Below are 22,780 nucleotides of genomic sequence, written 5' to 3'. Positions count from 1 at the left end.
CCGGAACGCCAGGTGTCCGTGTCGTGGACTACGGTCGTGCGGTGACCGCGCCACCCCTCGACCCGCCCGAAGCCGCTGCTGCGGCCGTGGTCGACGGCGTGCCGCCGGCCGCCCCGCCGGCCGAGCCGCCTGCCACCGGCTTCACGGTGCGGCTGGCCAACTTCACCGGCCCGTTCGACCTGCTGCTGCAACTGATCGGCAAGCACAAGCTCGACGTCACCGAGGTGGCCCTGCACACGGTCACCGACGAGTTCATCGCCTACATCCGCGCCATGGGCGACAGCTGGGACCTCGACGAGGCCAGCGAGTTCCTGCTCATCGCCGCGACCCTGCTCGACCTGAAGGCGGCCCGGCTGCTGCCCGCCGCCGAGGTGGAGGACGAGGCGGACCTGGCCCTGCTGGAGGCGCGCGACCTGCTCTTCGCCCGGCTCCTGCAGTACAAGGCGTACAAGGAGGCCGCTGCCCACATCGCCGAGCTGGAGGCGGTCGGCGGTCGTCGGTATCCCCGGGCGGTCAGCCTGGAGCCCCGCTACGCCGAGGCGCTGCCCGACCTGGTGCTCGGCATCGGCCCGCAGCGACTGCTGAAGCTGGCCGTGCGGGCGATGACCCCGAAGCCCGTGCCGGAGGTGTCCATCGCGCACGTGCACATGGTCCGGGTCAGCGTCCGCGAACACGCGGCGATCCTCGCCTCCCGGCTGCGCCGGGCCGGCACGGCGACGTTCTCGCTGCTGTGCGCGGACTGCGAGGCCACCCTGGAGGTGGTGGCGCGGTTCCTGGCGCTGCTGGAGCTGTACCGGGAGGGTCTGGTGGCCTTCGTGCAGGAGCAGGCCCTGGAGGAGCTGACCGTGCGCTGGACCGGCCCGGTTGACGGCGAGACCGAACTGCACGTCGACGAGTACGCCGGCACCCCCGCCGACCCCGACCCGCCCTCGCGGCCGGAGCCGGCGCGCGAGCCTGAGCCTGGGTCGGCGGGGGAGCCTGGGCCGGCATCGGCGTTCGTGGCCGGGCCGGAGCCGGCGGGGGAGGCCGGGTCGGAGTCCGCGGGCGTGGGCGGAACGGGAACGACGGAGGTTGAGCGGGATGAGTGACGAGGAACGCCGGGACTCCCTGGCCGACCAGGCCGCCGCCTGGGTCCCGCCGTGGAATCGTCCCCGCCCACCGGCCCTCACCCCTGCCGAGACGCCCGAGTCTCCCGAGGCTGTTGAGTCTTTCGAGGAGGCCGAGGCTTCCGACGCTGCCGAGTCTTCCGACGCTGCTGAACCTGCCGAGGCTGCCGCTTCTGCCGGTGCACCCGAAGCGCCCGCGCAGCCCGGGACCCGCACGCTCCCCGAGGCTCCCAGCGCCGTCGCGGTCGACGGGGAACGCGACACCGACCAACCCGCAAACGCACCTGGGGCGGTCACCGTCCCGCCGATGTCCGCCGAAGATCTTGGAAGCGAACCGCCCCTCCATGAGCCGGAGTCTGCCGAGCCGGCTGAGTCTGCCGAGTCGAGCGAGCCCTCCGAGCCCCGCGAGGCGATCGGGGTGGCCGAGACTCCTGCGGCTCAGGTGGGGGAGAGGGCTGGGGGCGTACCTCGGCGGGAGGTTGTGGGGCGGCGGCGGGTGACGGCCGCGCCGGAGCCCGCGCCCGAGCTGCCCGACGCCGAGCTGCGGGGCGCGCTGGAGGCGATCCTCCTGGTGGTGGACGAACCGGTCAGCGAGCTGGTTCTGGCTCAGGTGCTGGAGCAGCCGGCCGAGCGGATCGGGCCGATGCTCGACGAGATCGCCGCCGGTTACACGGCTGCCGGGCACGGGTTCGAGCTGCGCAGGGCGGCGGGCGGTTGGCGGTTGTACACCCGGCCGGAATACGCTACGTACGTCGAGCGGTTCGTCCTGGACGGGCAGTCCGTGCGGCTGACCCAGGCGGCGTTGGAGACTCTGGCCGTGGTCGCGTACAAGCAGCCGGTGACCCGGTCGCGGATCTCGGCCATCCGGGGTGTCAACTGCGACGGCGTCATCCGTACGCTGGTCACCCGCGGCCTCATCGAGGAGTGCGGCGCCGAACCGGACAGCGGGGCGTTCCTCTACCGGACCACCACGCTGTTCCTGGAGAAGCTCGGGCTGAACACCGTCGACGAGCTGCCACCCCTCGCACCCTTCCTGCCCGACGACGTAGAAGAGCTTGCTGATGCGACCCGATAACCGTTCCCCGAAATCCGACGCCCCCGTCTACGAGGGCGCGGAGCGCCTGCAGAAGGTGCTCGCCGCCGCCGGCGTGGGCTCCCGGCGTGCCTGCGAGGACCTGATTTTCCGGCGGCGGGTGACGGTGGACGGGCGCGTCGCGAAGCTCGGCGACAAGGTCGACCCGGCCACCGCGGTGATCCACGTGGACGGCGAGCGCCTCCAGGTCGACATCCGCCTGGTCTACGTGGCGATGAACAAGCCGCGTGGGGTGGTCACCACCATGGCGGACGAGAAGGGACGCACCGAGCTGGCCGACTTCATCGGCAGGCGGCTGGATCAGCGGGTCTACCACGTCGGGCGGCTCGACGCGGACAGCGAGGGCCTGCTGCTGCTCACCAACGACGGCAACCTCGCGCACAAGCTCATGCACCCGTCGTACGAGGTGCTCAAGACCTACCTCGCCGAGGTGGTCGGGCCGATCCCGCGCAACCTCAGCAAGCGGCTCCTCGCGGGCGTGGAGCTGGAGGACGGGCCGGTCAAGGTCGACTCGTTCAAGGTGGTGGGCACCCTGGGTAAATCCGCCCAGGTGGAGCTGAGCCTGCACGAAGGGCGCAAGCACATCGTCCGGCGGTTGATGGACGAGGTCGGGCACCCGGTCACCCGTCTGGTGCGTACCTCCATCGGTCCGATCCGGTTGGGCGACCTGCGCACCGGGCGTCTCCGGCGCCTGACCAACGCCGAGGTCGCCGCCCTGTTCAACGCGGTGGGTGACTGACCCCCGAGTTCGGGGTACGGCTGCCGGTAGGCTCGCGACGGCCGGAACGCGGCCGCCGGAGGTGGCGTGGGTCGCCTCGGGCGGCGGCGCGCGTGGGTCCGCCACGGATCCCGGGCATGATTGATGACGATTGACAAACCGCTTGCGGCGCCAGAGCACCGGGCGATCCGTGAGGTACGGGCTGAGGAGGACACGGTGGAGGAAAACGTACGGGCCGGGCGATGTGTGGTCGCTGTGGACGGGCCGTCCGGTTCGGGTAAGTCCACCGTGTCGCGGCGGCTCGCCGCCGACATCGGTGCGCGCTACCTGGACACCGGGGCGATGTACCGGGCGATCACGTGGGCCGTGCTGCGCTCCGGCGTGGACCTCACCGACGCCGCGTCGGTGGCCAAGGTCGCCAGCGAGGTCAAGCTGCACATCGGCACCCATCCGCAGGGGTACGCCGTGAGCGTCGACGGCGTGGGCGTGGACGCGGAGATCCGCGGCCCCGAGGTGACCGGGGCGGTCTCCGCCGTGGCCGCGGTGCCGGCGGTCCGTGAGCTGCTGGTCGCCCGACAGCGCGAGATGATCGAAAACGCCGGTCGGATGGTGGTCGAGGGCCGCGACATCGGCTCGGTCGTGGCGCCGGACGCCGACCTGAAGGTCTTCCTCACCGCCTCCGAGGCGGCCCGTGCCGCCCGGCGCAGCGCCGAGGACGCCGCCGACGTGGCGGCCACCGCCGCCGACCTGGCCCGCCGGGACCGGCTCGACTCGACCCGCAAGGTCAACCCGCTGGCCCAGGCGCCGGACGCCGTCGTGCTGGACACCACCGAGCTGGGCATCGACGAGGTCGTGCTCCGGCTGCGTGACCTGCTCACCGAGCGGGGCGTGGCATGAGCGATCCAGGTGGATGGGTTGAGTTGCGCGAGCCCGACGTCGCCGTCGAGGAGCCGACCGGCCCGCAGCCGGTGGTGGCCGTGGTGGGTCGTCCGAACGTGGGCAAGTCCACCCTGGTCAACCGGATCATCGGCCGTCGACAGGCGGTCGTCGAGGACGTCCCCGGCGTGACCCGCGACCGGGTGCCGTACGACGCGCAGTGGAACGGCCGGTCGTTCACCGTGGTGGACACCGGCGGTTGGGAACCGGACGCGAAGGACCGGGCCGCGGCCATCGCGGCGCAGGCCGAGACGGCGGTGGTCACCGCCGACGTGGTCCTCTTCGTGGTCGACTCGATGGTGGGCTCCACGGACGTGGACGAGGCCGCGGTGAAGATGCTGCGGCGCAGCGCCAAGCCGGTGATCCTGGTGGCGAACAAGGCCGACAACACGGCCATCGAGATGGAGGCCACCTCGTTGTGGTCGCTCGGTCTCGGTGAGCCGTTCCCGGTGTCCGCGCTGCACGGGCGTGGCTCCGGTGACCTGTTGGACGCCATCCTCGCCGCGCTGCCGGAGGCCCCGGAGATCGTGGAGAACCGGCCGCGCGGGCCGCGCCGGGTGGCGCTTGTCGGTCGGCCGAACGTGGGCAAGTCCAGCCTGCTCAACCGGTTCTCCGGCGAGGAGCGGGCGGTCGTCGACTCGGTCGCCGGCACCACTGTGGACCCGGTGGACAGCCTGGTCGACATCGGCGGTCAAACCTGGCAGCTGGTCGACACGGCCGGTCTGCGCAAGCGGGTCGGCAAGGCCAGCGGCACCGAGTACTACGCCAGCCTGCGTACCGCCGGCGCGATCGAGGCCGCCGAGGTGGCCGTGGTGCTGCTGGACGCCAGCGAGCCGATCAGCGAGCAGGACCAGCGGATCCTGACGATGGTCACGGAGGCGGGCCGGGCGCTCGTCATCGCGTTCAACAAGTGGGACCTGGTCGACGCCGACCGCCGGTACTACCTGGACAAGGAGATCGACCGGGAGCTGCGCCGCATCCCCTGGGCGATCCGGCTGAACCTGTCGGCGATGACCGGCCGCGCGGTGGACAAGCTGGCCCCGGCCCTGAACAAGGCCCTCGCCAGCTGGGAGACCCGGGTGCCGACCGCGCACCTCAACCAGTGGTTGACCGCGCTGGTGCAGGCCACCCCGCACCCGGTGCGCGGCGGACGCGCGCCACGCATCCTGTTCGCCACCCAGGCCGGGGTGGCGCCGCCGCGGTTCGTGCTCTTCACGACCGGCCCGCTGGACGCCGGCTACCAGCGCTTCGTCGAGCGCAAGCTCCGCGAGGAGTTCGGGTACGAGGGCAGCCCCATCGAGATCTCCGTACGCCCCCGCAAGAAGCTCGGCCCCGGCGGCCGAGGCAAGGCGCACGGCTGACCCTGCACGCCCTGAAATGCCGGATGATCCTTCGGGATCATCCGGCATTTCTTTACCCCACCCTCCTAGGACGCTCTAGGCGGTGTGCGGTGGTTCGCGGCCCGCACGACCCGGGTGGGGCCTGTGCGGACGACCGGGAGGTGCTGCGCTAAGCTGTACCGGCTGTCGCGGGGGAAACCACGCGGGGGCGGGACGTGGCGCAGCTTGGTAGCGCACTTGACTGGGGGTCAAGGGGTCGTCGGTTCGAATCCGGCCGTCCCGACCGGTTGACCTGGGGAGATGAAGATCTTCTCCGGTAACGGCGGTAACATCCGGTAACGGATGATCTTTGTTGGCGGTAACCGCGTGGATGGTTGGCCGTTGACGTGCCCGCTGCACAACGCTCTGACCTGCCGCTTCATCTGCGCCCCGGATGGAGCGGCAGTTTTGCTCTTGATTGCGCGTCAAGCGCTGCAGATGTTGCCAGCTGTCGGTACACCGGGTGTTTCGGCGAGTCTAAATGCGAGGCGCGATCCCTTGGCGCTCTCTGGTCCTGGGCTTCACGAGTTGACCGGTGGACAGTGGAGGAACCTGTCATCCCGTCGACGGAGAGGGCGACGTCGGCCTGGCTCGGGCGACTACTTCCTGAGCATTCGATGATGGCGGTGTCGGCTTGGGCCAGGATCGGCAGGCCGTACAGCGGTGTGGCCAGAACCGGTCGGTGTCAACGCCGGCTGAACTTTGACCCCTCTGTTCCGGGCGGGTTCCACGGGGTCAGTTTTCAGGCGGAGCCGACAGTCGGCAGTGGTCGAGTTCGACGTAGACCACTTCGCCCGTGATTGTGGCGTCCCGGTATGTCGCGCTCGGTGATCAGCTTTGCCAGCGGTATCGATGAAGGCCGCGACGAAGTCCTGAGCGTCCCGGTCGCCGAGCCGGCGCGGGCCTCCTCAACGACCGAGTTGCGGGCGCCCGAATCACCGCCGCCAGTTCTCACTCCCCGAGTGGCGCGGGGTCCGACCTGACCTGTCCACCCCTGCCGCCGACCGGGCCCACCCCGACGACCGATCGGGCAGGGCGGTCGGGGACACCGGGTGGCGGGTCACCTACGTAGCATCGCGCCATGCTCGGAATGCTTGGCGCTGGTTGGGTGCCTCCTGATCCCGTACGTGCTGATCTTCCTGGTCACAGGTGGGGAGTTCATCCGGGACTTGTCTCAACCGCGCCATGAGTCGGTTCCGCGGCAGCCCCGACCGCATGGCCTGTTCGCTGAGTTGGCGTGGCGGCATCGGCGGGCAATGCAGGTGGTGCGGGAGCTTGATCGGCACCAGCGCGATCATGAGGACGAGTAGTTCGGGCGACCCGCTCGGTCGGATCCCATCAGGACCAGGATGAAAACGGCCACCGCCACCATGAGTCCACCTGAGCCGATTGTCAGCAGCCACGGAGATAGGAGGAGCCTTGCTTCCTCGGCCCGTACTTCCGGGCGTCCGTCGGGGGTCAGGCTGTCGGAGCCCTTTGGCAGGATGGCATAGGTCCTCGTCGTGGTTGAGTGGGAGTGGCACCAGTGAAGGCAGACGCGCTGAGTCCCCGTCAGTTGTTCGACGGCAGGGTGCACTACGAGATTCCGCCGTTCCAGCGGCCGTACGTCTGGAACGAGGAAGATCAGTGGGCGCCGTTGTGGGCCGACGTGATTCGGGTCGCGGAGAGCCGTGTCGTCGCCGCCGGCGCTGAGCCGGTTGTGCCACATCACTTCTTGGGCGCGGTTGTCTACGAGTCGAAGCCTCCGGTGGTAGGGGATGTCACTCGGCACCTGGTGATTGACGGGCAGCAGCGCATGACCACGATCCAACTGATGATCGATGCCGTCCAGGCGGCAGTCGACGAGCGTGGGCACGACTTCCTCGCTGAAGACCTCGAAGGGCTCATTCTCAACCGCTCGTCCGCCTTCAAGGGCAAGCCTGAGCGGTTCAAGTTGTGGCCGTCGAAGCATGACCGACCTGCGTTTGCCCAGGCGATGGATCCCAAGCCCGGCTGGGTGGGGGAGCACCGGATCATCTCCGCCCACGAGTTCTTCTCCGACGAGGCTCACGCGTGGCTCACCGGGACGCATGACGACGATGGCAACACCCCGCCTGGCTCCGAGCAGGCCCGTGCGGAGGCGCTGTCGGCAACGCTGCGCGATGGGCTGTACATCGTCGCGATCAATCTGACAGGCCACGACGACTCCCAGCTGATCTTCGAGACCTTGAACGACCGCGGGACGCCGCTTCTCAAGGCCGACCTGATCAAGAACTGGGTGTTCCAGCGGGGCGTGAAGGCCGGCGCTGACGTCGAGGACTGGTCGGAGACACACTGGGTCGACTTCGACGATGACTGGTGGCGGGCCGAGATCGTGCAGGGCCGCCACCAGCGCTCCCGCATCGACATCTTCGTGCAGTACTGGCTCACCATGCGGTTGCGAGACGAGGTGAAGACCGAGCAGGTCTTCCGGGTGTTCACCGAACATGCCGGGCCCTATATGTCCAGCCCTGACGGCGCCAACAAGCTCCTGAGCGAATTCCGAAAGGACGCTGACACCTACCGTGCCTTGGCGAATCTCCCCGAGGACACGGCACAAGGGTCGTTCTACTCCCGGGTCATCGAAACGATGGGACTCGCCGCGACAAGCCCGCTGCTGCTGTGGCTGCTGTCGGACAACCATAAGGTGCCCGAGAAGCAGGTAGAGATTGCCCTCGAGGCGCTGGAGAGTTGGGTCATGCGCCGGACGTTGCTTCGGATGACGATGAAGGACGTCAACAAGACCATGGTCTCCATCCTCAAGCTCCTCGACCGGTCACCGATCGACACGGCGGGGGACGCGGTCTGGAACTTCCTCGCGAACCAGCGGGCAGATGCGCGTCTGTGGCCTACCGACGCCACCATGAAGGCCGAGCTTCCCTCGCTCAAGCTCTACGGATACCTGCGCCAAACGCGTCTGCGCGTCGTGCTGGAGGCGATCGAGAAGAAGCTTCGCACCAAGTTCCACGAGAACATCACGCTCCCGGCCAAGCTCGAGATCGAACACATCATGCCCCGGTCGTGGCAGACCCACTGGAACCCTGAGCCGCGGCTCACGCCCGAGCAGGCGGCGGACCGTGACCGACGCATTCAGACCCTTGGCAACCTCACCCTGGTAGCGAAGAGCCTCAACGGGGCTCTGTCGAATCGACCGTGGACCGACACGGAGGCTGCGGGCATGACCTCCGGAGGCGAGGTCGGCTTGGGCAAGCGCAGTCTCCTAGAGAAGTACAGCCTGCTGGTGCTGTCGAAGGACTTGATCAAGGACCATCCTGACGCGTGGCGTGATGCCGATATCGAGGCGCGGGCAGCAGAACTGACGGAACACATATGCCAGGTTTGGACCGGTCCGCCGGCCCACGCGCACGCAGGGGGAACGACGCAGCCAGGCGGCTCTTCGATACCTTCCCAACCGACCCGGGATGAAATGCCAACGAACGCCGCCCACGACCCGACGTGACTCGGCGGCTGTCCCAGCGGAAGGCGGCCGGAGCCTTCCGCACGACATCGGCCCCTCGTGGCGCTCGAACAGCACGTCGGCGTCCTTCCAGCACCCGTGTTGTTTTCGGCGCGTGGAAGCACGCGCCCCGGAACTGGTCTTTGCCCATGCCTACCCTCTGGGCCTCGTAGGCGTGGGCCGCCAGTCATCGACGGTCCAGTTGGGCTAGGTTCCTCACCTCGGTCGACGCCGGAGGGCACAATCTACGTCTATGAGGATTGGACGGGTGGCCGTCGTCGCGTTTTCTGTGGCGGCCCTCGTGTTGGCGGGTGTCGCGGCGGTGTGGATGTTCGCTGGCGACGCGGCCGACAGCGCCCTAGTCGGTAATGCGAACGTTGTCGGAGGGGTCGCGGGCCTCGTGGACCTGGGGCTGGCGATCGTCACGACCGTACTGAGTTACCGGCCGAGGCGGGATACGGCGGACGAGGCAGTAGAAGGCTCGACGTCGGTATCCACGGATGCGGCTGTTGACCTGACCGCTGTGGTTGTGGCTCACCCCGCGCGATCAGATGGCGCACCGGCCTTGCCGATGCAAAAGGTGACCGGCGAGGTCGATGACGGTCGGGCTCGTAGCGGTGCCGTGGCCCGGCATCTGTTCAGCGCCAACTGGCGTCCGATGCTGGGCGATGGCGACGAATATGCATTCGAGCCGACCGGTGAGGTCACCGTGGCGTCCGTCGAGGTACCCGTACTGTCTGATTGGTTGGCAAGCGAAGGCCGGCGGCTGTCCGTCGCCGATATTCCCGACTGGATGCGGCCGCAACTGCTGAGGCCCGTCAGGAGGGCACAGGACAAGCTGCGGAAGCTTGGCCCAGAATTGAGCTGGTTGGCTCGAGCCACGCGCCAGGCCAGGTACACCGACGCCGAGACGCGACTGATTCTGGATCGGGCCCTGTCTCTGCAGGTCAACTACCTGCTCGCCCGTACCGAGCATTCGGGGCGGTCGATGTCCCTGGAGCCTCATGCTATGGCGGCCTTCACCTTCGGATACGCAGAGGAGGACCTCGTCGAACTTGGCTTCGACGGCGGCAAGGGCGATGGGGGGTGCGTGGCGTCGGTGCCTCGTCGGATCCTGATGGAGTCGCCGGAGCTGATGGCGGTGGGTGAAGCTCTTGCACCCGCCGGAGCCACAGCGTCCACGAAGTTCTTTACCGCCTGCCGGCTCGCTCAGGACTTCTCCTTCGTCGGACTCGTCGATCAACGGCGTCTCTGGACGGAGTTCGTCCTACCTCAGGCATTCGTCCGGTACCCATTGGAGCGCTTGATCATGGACGTCGGCCGGATCCAGCGATTCGGCCTCCCCTGAGAGTGTCATGGAGCCCGTTTTCTCTTCGTGATCACGCCCGCCGCACCTCGGTCGGGTGAGGGGAGCGCATCTTCTTGAGCACGGGCGACGAGGCTCGCTGACCCTACCGAGCGGCAAGATCAGCGGCTTCAGCTGACCGCTGTGCTGCGGGTGAGGGAGGTTCGACAGAGGCTCATCCGGGTTAAGGCTCGTCGTTCTCCACGAGGGCTGCCCCGGCGACTATCGCGCCGTCACGCTGACCGACGTGTGCAGGAGGCGCGAAGAAAGGATCTGGAGCTTGGTGCCGCGCCCGGGCTGTGCGGCGTGGCCCAGAGTATCCGCGCTGCCGGGGAATGCCCAACGCCGTTGAGGTGAATGGCCTCCTCGATTGCTGTCGATCTCTGCAGTGGGGTTGCCACCGGACAGCGGAGGAGGGCAGGGCACGAGCGTCTGTGGTTCGTGTCGAGCGGAGCAACCGCGTTCCGCCCCCCGTTTACCCCCCGAAAACCCCCGCTGGCGGCTGACAATCAGTGACAAACGACGGCTGCCGCTTGGCCCTGTCGGTGCAGCTCAGCGCACCAACGACAAGGCTGCGGCCGCTACGGATCGTAGCAAGGGGTTTGACAAGCAATGACAAGCCCTGAACGAGGCTCGACAAGAGGTTCTCGTGGGTTCGAGTCTTCTCGTTCCCCACAAGCGCCTGGTTCTGAATAAGGGGACGCGCCGGCTGAGAGTTTACTATCAGCGAACCCGCTCGCCGACTACGCGAAGTCCGCGGCCCAACGTCTCCAGCAGTGCCAGGAGGTGTGGACGTGACCGGCAGGGGGGCGATCCCTTGGTGGTGACCAGAAATGGTCATTACCATGGTAATCACCGCAGCCGTCCGCAGCCGGTCTAGCAAGCGGCTTACCATCGGTGACCTTCCGGGCTACCGCAGTGCTGGTGCACACGGAATCATAAGGGTCATGACTCGACTACGCGCTGCAGCCCTAGCGGTCGCATGTTTCCTGCTCGGCGTTGCCTCAGCCAGTTGGGTGGCGTTCCTGATGTGGCAAGGGCTCGACAAGTCTGACAAGTGGTCGAGTGTGGCGGGGGTGATGCTAACCGTCGCGTTTGGTATCGGGAGCCTGTGGGCGTCGCGGCGCGGGACGGACACGCAGGCAGCCGGACCCACTAGCCCGGCCACTGCCGAGGACCCTGCAGCCAGCCTGGCTAGCCTGCCCCCTGCGGCCGGTCAAGCCGCGCCGTCGCCATCGGGTGGCTCGGTGTTCAATGTCAACGCCACGACGGCGTACAACGCGCACGAGATGACCGTCCACCACTACGACGAGGACTGAGACCGACCGGTGGATGAGCACTTGCAGGCTCGGGACGTATTCGCCGCGGACACCATGCACGTCTACTACGGCCGGCCCGGCTCGTACCGGGTCAGCCGATGGGCGCCGCCCGACCCAGTGCCGCCGCATGATCTGGCGCCCAGCCAGCTGCTGGACGTGCGCAACCGGATCGTGCCGTTCCACGGGCGCGCGGAGCTACAGGGCGAGTTGAGCGCATGGCGCGACGATCAGAGCATGCGCTGCGCGGTTCTGCTGGTACACGCCCCTGGCGGCCACGGTAAGACCCGGCTTGCGGACAAGTTCGCCGCCGACTCGGCCCAAGCTGGCTGGCAGGTGGGGGAGGCATTCGCCGACACCAGCCGGCACCAGCCGCTGCTGGACCTACGCAGACCGGGCGACACGCCGGGGCTACTAGTAGTGATCGACTACGCCGAGCGGTGGCCGTCCGAGTTGCTTATGGACTGCTGCGGCCGGCTGACCCGCGTCGAGCACCCACTGATCCGGGTACTACTGCTGGCCCGGCCCAGCAGTTGGTGGGACGGGGTGCGGCACACGATCGTAGACATCCATCGCTATCGTGCGCGGACTGAGCGACTTGACGCAGTGGCGGCCAGCTCCGCTGAGCGGCGTTTGGTCTTCGACACCGCCCGGGACTGCTTCGCCAAGGCCATGGGTGTGTCCGATCCCCAGGCGATCCACCCGCTCATGGACCTGACCGACTCGAAGTTCGACTCGGTGCTGGAGACCCACATGGCGGCGCTCGTCGCCGTCGACGCGGCCAGGAGCGGCGCCAGGATACCCGGCGCGCCCGACGAACTCTCTGACTACCTGCTACGCCGGGAGCAGCAGCACTGGTCTGACATGCACGCGAAGGGCCGAATCAGCACCCGTGAGCACGTCATGCGCCGCACCGTTTTCGTCGCCACGCTCACCGGGGCGGTAAGCAGTGGCGATGGGATCAAGGCGCTGCGTTCTGCCGGACTGGCTGATACACGCAGCGATGGTGAACTGATTCTTCAGGACCACGGCTTGTGCTATCCGCCGGCGCGGTCTGGCACGGTGCTCACCCCGCTGTACCCGGACCGCCTGGCTGAGGACTTCATCGCATTGCAGCTGCCCGGCCTGGCACGCGGCGCCGCAGTGGGTGAGCCGTGGGCCGGCGCCGTGCCGCTAGAGCTGCCCGAGGCCCACCGTGGCCGAATGTTCACGATGCTGTCCGAGGCGTCGCAGCGTTACCCCCACATCGATCCTGAGCTACTGCTGCGGCTACGCCCCGAGCCGGAGAGCGCCATGGGTGTGCCCGAGCAGCCGCCGCCCGCCGTTGACACGTTTCGCGGTGCGGCGCAGGCGCTGCTGCCGCTCGCACCTACCCTCCGACAAGAGACAGTCAAGCTGTTGGGTTACGGGGTAAATCGCACGGCGCAGGGATGGCGCGACTACCTGACCCACGCTGCAGCGCTGGCACGACGGCTGCTCGCGACCGTGCCGCGGGTGGCCGAGCTCACCGGGCCGCGTCGCCGGCAGGCCACACTGGCGATCCACACGGTCGTCGCAGTCAAGGCGCTACTGGAGGCCATTGACGAGGCACTGCCGACCGGCCCATACGGCGGCCCACCGGTGCCGGCTCCTGGTGTCAGCCAGTTGGCCGCCACGAGCCTAGGGCCGCCCGAGAAGTTCTTGGAGAAGCGCGATGACCGCTTCCAGGCGTTGGTACGAGCCGTGCTAGCCGACATCGCCCCGCATATCGACTCGACTATGACTCTCAACGACGCGCTGCGCAGGTGCGCCGAGGACTACGTGCGGGTTGCCGTATCGTTGCCCGAACTTGCTACATGGTCCCTGCTTGCTGAACACGCCCGCGCGCAAGGCGAGATCCGGCAGCAGACGAGTGCGCTGCGAGGCCTCGTCGAGCTGCTGTCCGATGACCCGCTCCCGGAGCTGCCGGCGCCGCAGGCGATGCTCGTCAAGATGCATCGTGCTGAGCTGCAAAGGCCGCTATTTCCGCCTACGGAAGGGGTGCACAGCCCGACCGTCGAGGAGGCCTACCTCACCCCTCGGTATCGAGCGGCGATGGCCAAACCGGGCCAGCCGATCTGGGATCACGGTTGGTGGGCCAGCCAGTCGGCGCGTGATGATATCGATGTCTTTCTGTTCGCTCACCTTACCCAGCCCGGTTCGGTCGAGCGCCCACTGCTCGTTCTCGGGGCCCCCGGCAGCGGCAAAACAATGCTGCTCAAAGTCCTCGCGGCGCAACTGCCGGCCACAAACTTCACCACCGTGCGGGTGCCTCTGCGCACCGTCGACCCCAACGCGCCGGTATACGAGCAGGTGCAGCAGGCCCTGCACTACACCAGCAACGGCCGCATCGCCTGGTCAGAGCTGGCCGCCTATGGCGACACCACCGTGCGCGTGCTGCTGCTCGACGGCGTCGACGAGATGGGCGGGCATGGCGCCGAGCGCCTGAGCTACCTCGCGGAGCTGGCGCAGTTCCAGAAGATCGAGGCTCAGCTCGGCCGGCCGGTAGCGGTGATCGTGACCGGCCGGTCGGCCCCGTCCGATCGCCTGCTGCTTCCCGAGCAGACTCCGGTCGCGCTACTCGAAGCGTTCGACGACGAACGGATCACGCGGTGGCTGCATGTGTGGAATCAGACCAACGCCGACGAGATCGCCGCTCGCAGCCTCGTGCCCATAACCGTGCAGGCCGTTCAGCCGTATCGGCAGATGGCTGACCGTCCGCTGCTGCTTCTACTGCTCGCGCTGCACCTCGCCCACAACGGTGCCGATCAAGAAGCCACGCCGGTCGACCTGTACGGCGCCCTCGTCGAGAGGGTCATCCGCAGGGAGTTGGCTCTTGCCCCAAACCGATCGGTCGACGATGAGCTGGGGCAGCTCGGCATCCTGGCCCTTGCCGGATTCAACCGTGGGCGTTTGATGGTGAGCGAGGACGAGGTAGCCCGGGACCTCACAGCGTTGGACGCGGGCGGGGACAGGACCGCGGCGCTCCTCGCTCGCTATCCGTTGGTCTACACCTCCAGCAGCACGTACGCCGGGTCGCCCAGTCGCTCGTACGAGTTTCTGCACGCCACTATCGCCGAATACCTTGCTGCGGCACACCTGGTACGCCTGCTGGACGAGCTCGCCAAGGTGCCATGGCCCCCAGGGGGCCGGCCCTCATATGACATGCTGCGCGCCTTGCTGTCCCACCAGCCGCTCTCGGCGCGGCTTCCGATCCTCACCATGGCGATGGACCTGACCGGGGCGCTTTCGCAGGCGTCGCGCAGCGGCATCCCCAGGCTGCTGGAGTCGGCCTTGGCCGAGGCCGCCCTGCCGACTATCGGATTTGCCTATCCCGACTATCAGCCCACCCCGCCGAATCTCCTGGCCCGATTCGCGGCGTACACCGCGAACTTGGTGCTACTGCGGGTTGCCCTGGCTGAGCCGCCCGGCGGTGTCGCGATTTCCGCGCTTGCCCCAGCGAACGCCGACCCGGTGGAGTTCTGGCGGTCTACCGTACGGGCATGGGCGGCCGGGCTGCCGTTCGACACTTGGGCGACGGTGATCGACCAGCTCGAGCTGGCCGGCGCCCGGATTGTCCGCCGCTCGGTTCACCTGGCCTATGATGCTCGCCTATACCTGGCCGAAGCCGAGCTGTGCGGCGACGCCGACCTGGTCCGAATCCTTAGCAATGGCCTCGCCGACGATTAGAAGTGGTCACTCTCATGATCGGTGCTCGAGCTGACCGCTGTAGCCACAAGGCCCAGCCCCATGGCTCGCCGAAGTACCCCTCCTCTTCGCCGAGCAGCAGCGGCACGTCGTAGACGAGCAGGTCCCTTGCTTGGGGTCAGCGCGTGTCGCGATGGGTCGGGACGCGCCGTTCCCTTGGTGACGGGTGTTCTGCTGATGGGGGAGCGGGACGCGGTGGACCTGGCGACGTCCTGTCGGTCCCCGTTTACCCCCGAAAACCCCCACCCGTGGTTGACAATGAGTGACAAGTAGCGATCATCGCCTGATTATGTCTACGCAGCTCATCGCCTACTTCTGACAGTCAATGACAAGGCCAGGATGGCTGCTTTCGGTAACAAGGGGTTTTGACAAGCAATGACAAGCCCTGAACGAGGCTCGACAAGAGGTTCTTGTCGGTTCAAGTCTTCTCGTTCCCCACGAGTGCTGCCTGGGCGAGTACCTCGCCGTCACGCTAGCCGACTTGCATAGGAAGGTTTGGACAGAGAGCTAGGTCCCGGAGGTCCCGTTGGTGTCTGGTCGAAGAGCAGCATGCCGACGCGCGAGGGATCCGTCAGCCATCCGTACCCGATCCCGCAGCAGGTCGTCGTCAGAGACGCTGCAACACCACAGGACGATGAACCCCATGTCGAGGCGGACCATCAAGCCGACGGGTACGTTGAAACGGGGCGGCCTGCCGCCGCGGTTCCTTGTCTGCCGCCTACGAGGGGGAGGGGCGCCGGCGCCGAGATTCAATAGCTCGGATTAGCAGGTTTACGCCCTCCTCGGAGACGCCGTCGCGCATGTCAACCCCCTGCCGGCGCCGAACGAAGCTGGGAGCGGTGGAGAGATCTGTGCCAGGGAGTAGGACGGGGATGATCAACGCTTCCGCCCGATCGAGTACGAGGTCCAACTCCCGCGTCTGCCATTGCGACTCGCCGGTGCGCGCCCCGACGCAGAGGAGCAGGACACTTGACGAGCTCAGGGCGCTGTTCAGCGTCTCCTGCCAGTCTGTGCCGGGACTGATGTGTTGGTCGAAGAAGATTCGCAGACCGGCCTGGGAAAGCCCGTCGACGATCTGGATGGCCTCGCGGCGGTTGTCGGCCTGGTAGGACACGAAGGCGTCGTACTTGACGCTGACCTCGGAGGTGTCCAGCTGAGAGAGGTCGTTACCCCGGAAGGTTCATCTATCGAGGAGTCGGCCCGGACTTCCTCGACACGCTTACCGGGAAGTTGATCGAGCTGACCACACCCAAGGCGAAGAGGAGCCACGTTAAAAAGGGCGGCGATTATGTCACGTGCGACTACGCGTTGTACAAATGGAAGAAATAGAACGGCAGGGCGGATCGTGGCAGCTGAGAAGGACCACCGGTTGGTTGTCGAGCACCAGCATGTTGTCGAAATGGACTACTCCACGCACGGGCTGAACGGGCTTGTCAGCCTCGGTGCCTACTTCGAACGGTGCCGCTTCGACGGGCTCCGCTTCCAAGAGGTAGCGCTCGGTGCCGGCATGGAACAATCGCAGTTCGTGCAGTGCTCCTTCGACAATGTTGTGCTCAGAGGCTCAACCGGCTACTCGCGATTTGTCGGGTGCACCTTCCGAAACACCGACATACGTGACCTGACAGCGGACTACTTGGAACTGGTCGACTGCATCTTCACCGGCCGAATCGGGTCAACAACGTTCTGGGGCGCTCCACCTCCCGGCTCCGATCGACGGTTTGCCAGCGACCTTGCTTTCCTCCAGAAGCAGGGACGACCGGAGCCACCGGGATACCGGGCGCTCGCGTTAAGGGAATCCAACGATTTCCACGGCAACGACTTTTCAGGCGCTGATCTGACCGACGTTGCCTTCCGCCACGGCGTCGATCTGTCGCAGCAGCGCCTACCAACCGGTGCGGACTACCTCTATCTGCCGGACGCCGAGGCCACGCTCCATCGTGCCCTGACGCTGCTTGCCGATCGGCCTGCGGACGATCTTTCCGCCAGGGTCGAGCGGACTTTACGGCGTATCCTCGACCGGGAGATTGGCAACGGTCAACGTCAACTCTTGTTCCGCGAAGCGGACTACCTGAGCAGAGGCGTGCTCAAGCCTCACACCCGGCTCATGTTCGACCTCCTACGGGAGGCAGCCGCGGGATCGGGGTCCTGAAAGAAGATCTCGCTCGACAGGCCGGATCGGCCGAACGTGCACGTGTATGACATGCCGTTCGTACCGGCGGGCAGGGACTGCCAATCTTGCGGCGAACCCTTGGTCGACGTCGTCCACCCGAGCTTGCGGTCATGGACTGCCTCCAGGAACCTCGTCCAGGACTCCTGGTAGGCCAATGCTCGGTCGCTTGCCGCGGTGTCGCCCTTGGCGATCGCCTTGACCTTCTTGCCCCAGTCGTTCGGCTGCACGACCAGCGCCATCTACGTCGACCAAAATGGCTATCCGCACCGCAATAATGGCAAGCGAAAACTGATTACGGCCATGATAGTGATTGGGGGTTGCGGTGAGTGTGCTAGGGGATCTTGCGCGGCTTAGCATCGGCGAGTTGGAAGAGATCCGTCGTTTGAGAGTCGCGGATGCATACGACCGGCTTGCGGACTTCGATCCGGTGCGCCGCCTGGACCTGGATCGGGATTGGAGGAGGCTCGCCGCACTCACGGATGCTGCGGGCTTTCCCGTCAATCCCATCACCGGTGGATCGCTCTTTCCAGACGAGCGCAGGGCATGGGGAGACGAAATTCGCTCACGGCACTTAAACGTAGACGAGGTCGCGCAAGGGGCCGAGCACCTGAATCGAGTGCCTTTTGATCTCCTGGTGCCGCATATGCGGGCCGTGCTCGATGCGGAGGATGGCCAACACGTCGACCTTGACCCAAGCTCCCCCGACTACCTGAAATCGATCGCTTTGCCGAAGGGGGGCCGCATCGCTATCCCTGACGAGGTAGTGCACGATGCCGCGCAGGTCGTGGGCGAAAGGTATCACGGTTTGGTAGCCTTCTTTGATGCGGCCGCCCGCCATAACCAATGTACCGTTTTCTGGGCTGGCTGAAACGGCGCATGATCCAACACTAGCGTCGGATGCGCACCACTTATTCGAGGCAGATGCGGCATCAGGTCAGCAAAGAGCTTGGTGCCGCATCTGCACCGCTCTATTGAGAGCGCGTTTGGAATGTGGGCCGGTCGACTGTGTCGCACAGTGGGCCCGGTCGCTGGACGCAGCTCGGTCGGTAGGCAGGCATGGATCGAGTGCGGCGCTACCCGTCTGACCGGATGGCAGTGGGGGAGCATCGAGCCGATGCTGCCTTCTCCGCAGTGCGTGGGCAGACCAGGGAAGTATCCATCGTCGTGCATCCGCGTCGCTGGGCCGTGGAACGGAGCCTGGCCCGGCTCACCGCCCACCGCCGCCTGGACCGCGACTACGGGACCTACCCCGAGCACGTCAGAGGCCATGATCCGATGGGCAGGCCTTCGGCGGCATGCTTCGCGGTGTCTCACCCGAGGCGAAGCCGCCGTCCGCCCAAGAGGCGACGACTCCCCGGCCACCGTCACCGCTCTGCTGCACGAGCGTCGAGCCTGGGCGCATGCTGTCGTCGGCAACGCCCGTGAGACTGACGCGGCACTGGCAACGGCGCGCGCCGCCTTGGAGCGTCGCAACGCGACCGAGGAACCCGATTGGTCGACGTGGGTTGACGACCAGGAGGTGACCATCATGACGGGCCGCTGCTGGGCGGAGCTTGGCCGGCCGCTGCGCGCCGTTCCGCTTTTGGAGGACGTGCTAGCAGGCTTCGATGACGCCCACGCCCGAGACAAGGCCCTCTACTCGTGCTGGCTGGCGGACGCCTATGCCACGGCGGGTGAGCCGGAGGAGGCTGCCCGGGTCGCTGGCCGCGTGCTGGACCTTTCCGAAGGCGTCGCCTCCGTGCGACCGCGTCAGCGTCTCGACCCAGTCCTGCAACGGCTGCGGGTTCACGCTGCCGTGCCGGGAGTCCGGGAAGTCTTGGAACGCTCCAGGGCGTAGCCGCTACGGCTCCACGTCCAGCAGGAGTGTCCTGCCGACCCAGGTGGCGTACTCGTCCGAACTCATCACGACCGGCACGGCCGCGATCTCGGGGTTCTGCCAAGGGTGGTGGTCCTGGAGGAACGCCCGCAGATCCTCGAAGCGCTGAGCATGCGTCTTCAGGAGGAGCTGCCACTCCTCGCCGGTGCCGAACTCGCCTTGGTGCCAGAACGCCGAGATGACCGGCCCGACGATCTGCGCGCCGGCCGCGAGCCTCGCCTCAACGACAAGGCGCGCCAGCTCGACGGCTGCGTCCCGTGTCTCGACGGCCGTCGAGACCTGGACGACGGTCCAGGGCTGACCGTTGCTCGCGTCAGCGGCGCGACTTCCGGGCCGGGGCCGACCCTCATGCCAGGACGTGATCGTCTGCGGGCGCCACAGGTGGGTGCGGCCGAGCGTCTTGTCAGGCTCCGCCATCTGGCCGCGGTTCCGGTAGGAACTCACGGTGCCGACCTGGACGCCGAGGTACTCGGCGACCTCCGACGTCGTCCACCACTCCGCGTCTGGATCAGGGGTTGTCACGTATGCCATTTGCCTGCGTTGGCCGATCAACGCACCTAAGCATCCCCTCTCCCCGGCCGGCCCCTCGCCGTCAAGTTGTCCATCCTTCAGCAATACCGACCTTGAGCGTGCCGGACACGCTCTGTAACCTAGGCGTGCTTCGACCTACCGTGCGGCTCAATCTGTAAGTGGTGGAGGAAGATGACTACCGAGGATCCGGCCGTTCGGCGCGTCAGGTTCTACGGCACCACAGACTTTGCGACATACTGGCAATCTGGCCGCGCCGCCGAAATCGCTGAGCGGTTCGACGGTACGGACCCCCCGACGTGTGCCGCAGACATCATCGAGTTGTACAACGTCCAGCAGTACGTCGAAGCTGGACTCTTCCCGGCGGACTATACCGAAAGTCAACGCGCGCATGCCCGAGCGCAGATCCCGGCCATGCGCGGCGTAATTGCGAGATTCTTCACGGCCATCAACGACACAAATGTCAAAAACTTCGTCACTGCGGTAGACCGCGATTTTCATCGCGATCTCATTGAGCTCCTTGGCAGAAACAAGGCGTTCGAGCGCTGCAAATCAGAAAATATGCTATCCGCCCTCAATGCTACAGGTGTCAATCTCGGATTGATGCTGGGAAACAAGAGGCTTGTGCAGGCATACGACAGTGAGCTGCGCGACGTCCTCATGTCTGAGGTAAGCAACGCCGAGCATGTGGTACGGAAGTACATGCACAAGGACGCCAGGAACGAAGTCTATCTTCCGAGAAGTTTCTCCTCCGTCGACGCTCGGGAGTTGCTGCAAGGGTATGTCGATAGCGCCGGGGCGAACCTCAATTACATCGGGCTGATTGAGACCGCCCGAGTGAGTAGTGAAACCGGCGTCGACGCCAAGCTCAAGTTGAGGGCAAAGCGACGCAAAGACCAAATGACCGAGGAGTTCTTCCGCGACAACGCGGGGATTAAGACCGGCTGCGAAGTAAGCATTTCTGAGACTCAAGATGATCCGGTCAAGGTCGAGATGGATGGAACGGTGGCTAAGCTAACGTATAGCCGCGGTTGGGTCGATCAGACCCTGGACAACCCTAGCATCCTGAACAACTTCCAGCACCTCTTCGAGTTCGCCGACGATAACGTCCTTCTCACGCTTCCTTCGTACCCGGCGAACCTAGGTGTGCTCGAAAGGTTTCTGACGACTACAGGCAAGACCGACTACTGCATTGGTGATGTATTCCGCGCTCTTGACATGAGTTCACTGCTCCAGACACACCTCTACCACCACTATCTGGCCTCGAAAGACATAGACCTGGAAGCAGTAATCGCCTGGTTCTTCGAAGAGTATATTTCCGAAGAGTTCGGTGTATCTAGCTTTTCCTTCTCGCCTTCAAGTAGTGGCTCGTCCTACCTCCAGAAGGTTAGGCACCTCTTTGCCGAGATGGAGAGCGTCGCCATGCAATTCGCCTTGTACGTAGAGAATGGCGAGCTTGACAGGGACCTTCTTGCAGTCACATCTGATCCGGTCCTCTATAAGCAGCTACCGAGCTTGCTGGGCGGGAAGTACGCTTACCCGGTCGAAGGCAAGGAGATCGCCAACGTTCTCCACGTACTCTTCTCCGACCAATCCGAGTTGGCATATATCAGTGAGACACTGAACGCCCGGAGCGGCGCGCAGCTCCTTGTTAAGAATGAGGTGTCCTACGCCGACTTTGCGGAACACCATAGGCCAACAGTCGACTATCTAATTGCGCTCGGCGTACTTGAGGACACCGGCGCGCGCGTTCAGGTCGCTAGCCGGGAGCAGTTCCTAATTTTGAGGTCACTGTTCAGTACTCAAGCGGTCAGCTACTACCACCTCTCGGATCAGGGACGGGCCGAGATCGACTCGATGGTTGCGAAGGGTTGGGTGACCCGGTCCACGTCGCTGCTGTCCGTGCCAGAAAGCAGCTACTTCAACTACTACCTTAATAAGGTGGAGTTCAGTAATGGGCCAGAGCTGCGAAATAAGTACCTTCACGGGACGCAGGCGAACGCAGACGGTGAGGCAGCGCACTTCCGCACCTACATCACGGCGCTGAGGTTGATCGTCGCCCTGGTGATCAAGATGAACGACGACTTTATTCTGTCAGCCGCAGAAGGGGATTCGACCTAATAGCGCTGCGCTCTACATGTGTGATGCTCAAAGCCCGTGACCGACGAGATGAGGTCGTCGGGTATCCCGTCAGCGGAATCCACGCTTACCCTGTACGCGCGTACGGCAATAAATAGACCTACTAGACCTGCACTAGTGGCGAAGGTGTTGAAGATCAGGCTTGCCAAGTCGAACCAGTCACGTTCCAGGTAGACCATTGAAGCGGATGAAGTCAAGGGTTAATCAAGTCGCTTCCGCATTGCATCATGCAGTTCGTCGTAGAGCGCACCTAAGACATTCGTACTGAACGCACGGTCTGAATCGTCCTCCTGATGCCGCGTGAGCCTTGCTTTGAAGTGAGGGTCGGCTCGAATGTCGTCCATTGTGTCTCTGTCTTCTCGCCACCTAGACACTGATCTCCAAAGTGGCAATTCTCCTTTGGGCAACAATGGAAGGCGAGCGAAGGAAACCCCACCCGTGTCTGGCAGCAGCGGATTTCGGGCGTTCCTCTTATTCTCTATTACTACTCGGTCGAGGACTCCAACCAACTCCCGGAGGATTTCCATCTCGAAGTTGTTCCTGCTCTGGGCCTTTGCGACTCTGTAGGCATCAACACCAACCTTGTATGCCCTGTAGGCAAGGATTAGCCCTATCAAGCCGACAGCAGTGCTGAGCCCAATGCTCAGGTAGTCAAACAAGTCATGCCCCTGGTCGGAAACCACAAATACCGGACTAGGAGTCGCAACCGGCGTAGGTTGCAGGCTCGGGAGCTGGGTGACGTTAGGGCTTGGGTTGGGTGTCGGGCTGGCGCTGGGGGAGGGAGCTGGGGCGAGCAGAGCCAGCTGTAGGAGGGGATTCAGCACGAGAACATCTAAGCAGACAGATGCAACGCCCAGAGTCAACCCTTCCTTGCATGCCTAAGAGCGTGTTTCACATTGCTGTCAGTCGGGTGTGTTGAAGGTGCGGCGTTGTTGGCGGGTGGCGGTTTCGCCTCGGGCAAGGCGGCGGAGCA

The 22,780-nt window shown here is 65.5% G+C and carries 15 protein-coding genes, 1 tRNA gene and 1 pseudogene; 14 read left to right on the top strand and 3 right to left on the bottom strand.

Features of this window, described 5'->3' with window-relative positions; genetic code table 11:
- The first annotated feature begins 41 nt into the window (after positions 1 to 41).
- The 10 genes from ACGGAQ_RS31680 (at position 42) to ACGGAQ_RS31635 (ending at position 15,076) form a co-directional block, all read left to right on the top strand.
- Positions 42 to 1,088 carry a segregation/condensation protein A gene (locus ACGGAQ_RS31680; RefSeq protein WP_393055649.1) on the top strand — a complete coding sequence of 349 codons (1,047 nt, stop codon included), beginning with the start codon at positions 42 to 44 and terminating at the stop codon, positions 1,086 to 1,088.
- Entirely contained in the window at positions 1,081 to 2,181 is a 1,101-nt protein-coding gene (gene scpB / locus ACGGAQ_RS31675; protein ID WP_393055646.1) for an SMC-Scp complex subunit ScpB, read from the top strand. Before ACGGAQ_RS31680 ends, scpB begins: the two co-directional genes overlap by 8 nt.
- Positions 2,168 to 2,938: a pseudouridine synthase gene (locus ACGGAQ_RS31670; RefSeq protein ID WP_234581858.1), complete on the top strand. Its 771-nt coding sequence runs from the start codon at positions 2,168 to 2,170 to the stop codon at positions 2,936 to 2,938. The genes scpB and ACGGAQ_RS31670 overlap by 14 nt, the downstream gene beginning before the upstream one ends.
- Before the next feature lie 195 nt (positions 2,939 to 3,133).
- Entirely contained in the window at positions 3,134 to 3,814 is a 681-nt protein-coding gene (cmk, locus tag ACGGAQ_RS31665; RefSeq protein ID WP_393055643.1) for a (d)CMP kinase, read from the top strand.
- Positions 3,811 to 5,214 (top strand): ribosome biogenesis GTPase Der, encoded by a 1,404-nt coding sequence (gene der / locus ACGGAQ_RS31660; protein ID WP_393055640.1) that lies wholly within the window; start codon positions 3,811 to 3,813, stop codon positions 5,212 to 5,214. Before cmk ends, der begins: the two co-directional genes overlap by 4 nt.
- A gap of 188 nt (positions 5,215 to 5,402) precedes the next feature.
- A tRNA-Pro gene (locus ACGGAQ_RS31655) sits at positions 5,403 to 5,476 on the top strand.
- A 1,281-nt stretch (positions 5,477 to 6,757) separates the two neighbouring features.
- Entirely contained in the window at positions 6,758 to 8,710 is a 1,953-nt protein-coding gene (locus ACGGAQ_RS31650) for a DUF262 domain-containing protein (RefSeq protein WP_393055637.1), read from the top strand.
- A 265-nt stretch (positions 8,711 to 8,975) separates the two neighbouring features.
- Positions 8,976 to 10,055, top strand: a complete 1,080-nt coding sequence (locus tag ACGGAQ_RS31645) for a hypothetical protein (protein ID WP_393055635.1) — start codon at positions 8,976 to 8,978, stop codon at positions 10,053 to 10,055.
- A gap of 944 nt (positions 10,056 to 10,999) precedes the next feature.
- The gene (locus ACGGAQ_RS31640) at positions 11,000 to 11,371 is read left to right on the top strand and encodes a hypothetical protein (protein WP_393055632.1); all 372 of its coding nucleotides are present in this window, start codon (positions 11,000 to 11,002) and stop codon (positions 11,369 to 11,371) included.
- A gap of 9 nt (positions 11,372 to 11,380) precedes the next feature.
- Positions 11,381 to 15,076 carry an AAA family ATPase gene (locus ACGGAQ_RS31635; RefSeq protein ID WP_393055629.1) on the top strand — a complete coding sequence of 1,232 codons (3,696 nt, stop codon included), beginning with the start codon at positions 11,381 to 11,383 and terminating at the stop codon, positions 15,074 to 15,076.
- A 736-nt stretch (positions 15,077 to 15,812) separates the two neighbouring features.
- Here ACGGAQ_RS31635 and ACGGAQ_RS31630 read toward each other — a convergent pair.
- A complete protein-coding gene (locus ACGGAQ_RS31630; RefSeq protein ID WP_393055690.1) occupies positions 15,813 to 16,247 on the bottom strand; it encodes a toll/interleukin-1 receptor domain-containing protein in 435 nt (144 codons plus the stop codon).
- A gap of 192 nt (positions 16,248 to 16,439) precedes the next feature.
- On the opposite strand from ACGGAQ_RS31630, the gene ACGGAQ_RS31625 reads away from it, so the two are divergent.
- Complete coding sequence (locus ACGGAQ_RS31625; RefSeq protein WP_393055626.1) at positions 16,440 to 17,243, top strand: hypothetical protein; 804 nt, start codon at positions 16,440 to 16,442, stop codon at positions 17,241 to 17,243.
- Here the strand turns inward: ACGGAQ_RS31625 and ACGGAQ_RS31620 are convergent.
- Positions 17,186 to 17,503, bottom strand: coding sequence for a hypothetical protein (locus ACGGAQ_RS31620; protein ID WP_393055624.1), 318 nt, complete (start codon positions 17,501 to 17,503; stop codon positions 17,186 to 17,188). The two genes, ACGGAQ_RS31625 and ACGGAQ_RS31620, sit on opposite strands and share 58 nt — an antisense overlap.
- Positions 17,504 to 17,586: 83 nt before the next feature.
- Between ACGGAQ_RS31620 and ACGGAQ_RS31615 the strand changes: the two genes are divergently transcribed.
- Positions 17,587 to 18,132 (top strand): DUF1877 family protein, encoded by a 546-nt coding sequence (locus ACGGAQ_RS31615; protein ID WP_393055621.1) that lies wholly within the window; start codon positions 17,587 to 17,589, stop codon positions 18,130 to 18,132.
- 651 nt (positions 18,133 to 18,783) lie between these two features.
- Positions 18,784 to 19,101, top strand: coding sequence for a tol-pal system YbgF family protein (locus ACGGAQ_RS31610; RefSeq protein ID WP_393055618.1), 318 nt, complete (start codon positions 18,784 to 18,786; stop codon positions 19,099 to 19,101).
- A gap of 3 nt (positions 19,102 to 19,104) precedes the next feature.
- Here the strand turns inward: ACGGAQ_RS31610 and cutA are convergent.
- Positions 19,105 to 19,425 (bottom strand): annotated as a pseudogene (gene cutA / locus ACGGAQ_RS31605) (divalent-cation tolerance protein CutA); the annotation flags it as partial.
- 417 nt (positions 19,426 to 19,842) lie between these two features.
- Here cutA and ACGGAQ_RS31600 point away from each other — a divergent pair.
- Positions 19,843 to 21,789 (top strand): hypothetical protein, encoded by a 1,947-nt coding sequence (locus ACGGAQ_RS31600; RefSeq protein ID WP_393055615.1) that lies wholly within the window; start codon positions 19,843 to 19,845, stop codon positions 21,787 to 21,789.
- Positions 21,790 to 22,780 lie beyond the last annotated feature (991 nt).

It is taken from the genome of Micromonospora sp. NPDC047557, from assembly GCF_043205095.1.
Classification (GTDB): Bacteria; Actinomycetota; Actinomycetes; order Mycobacteriales; family Micromonosporaceae; genus Micromonospora.
The sequence above is the reverse complement of the archived record's forward strand: the minus strand, read 5'-3'. Positions and strand labels throughout refer to the sequence as shown.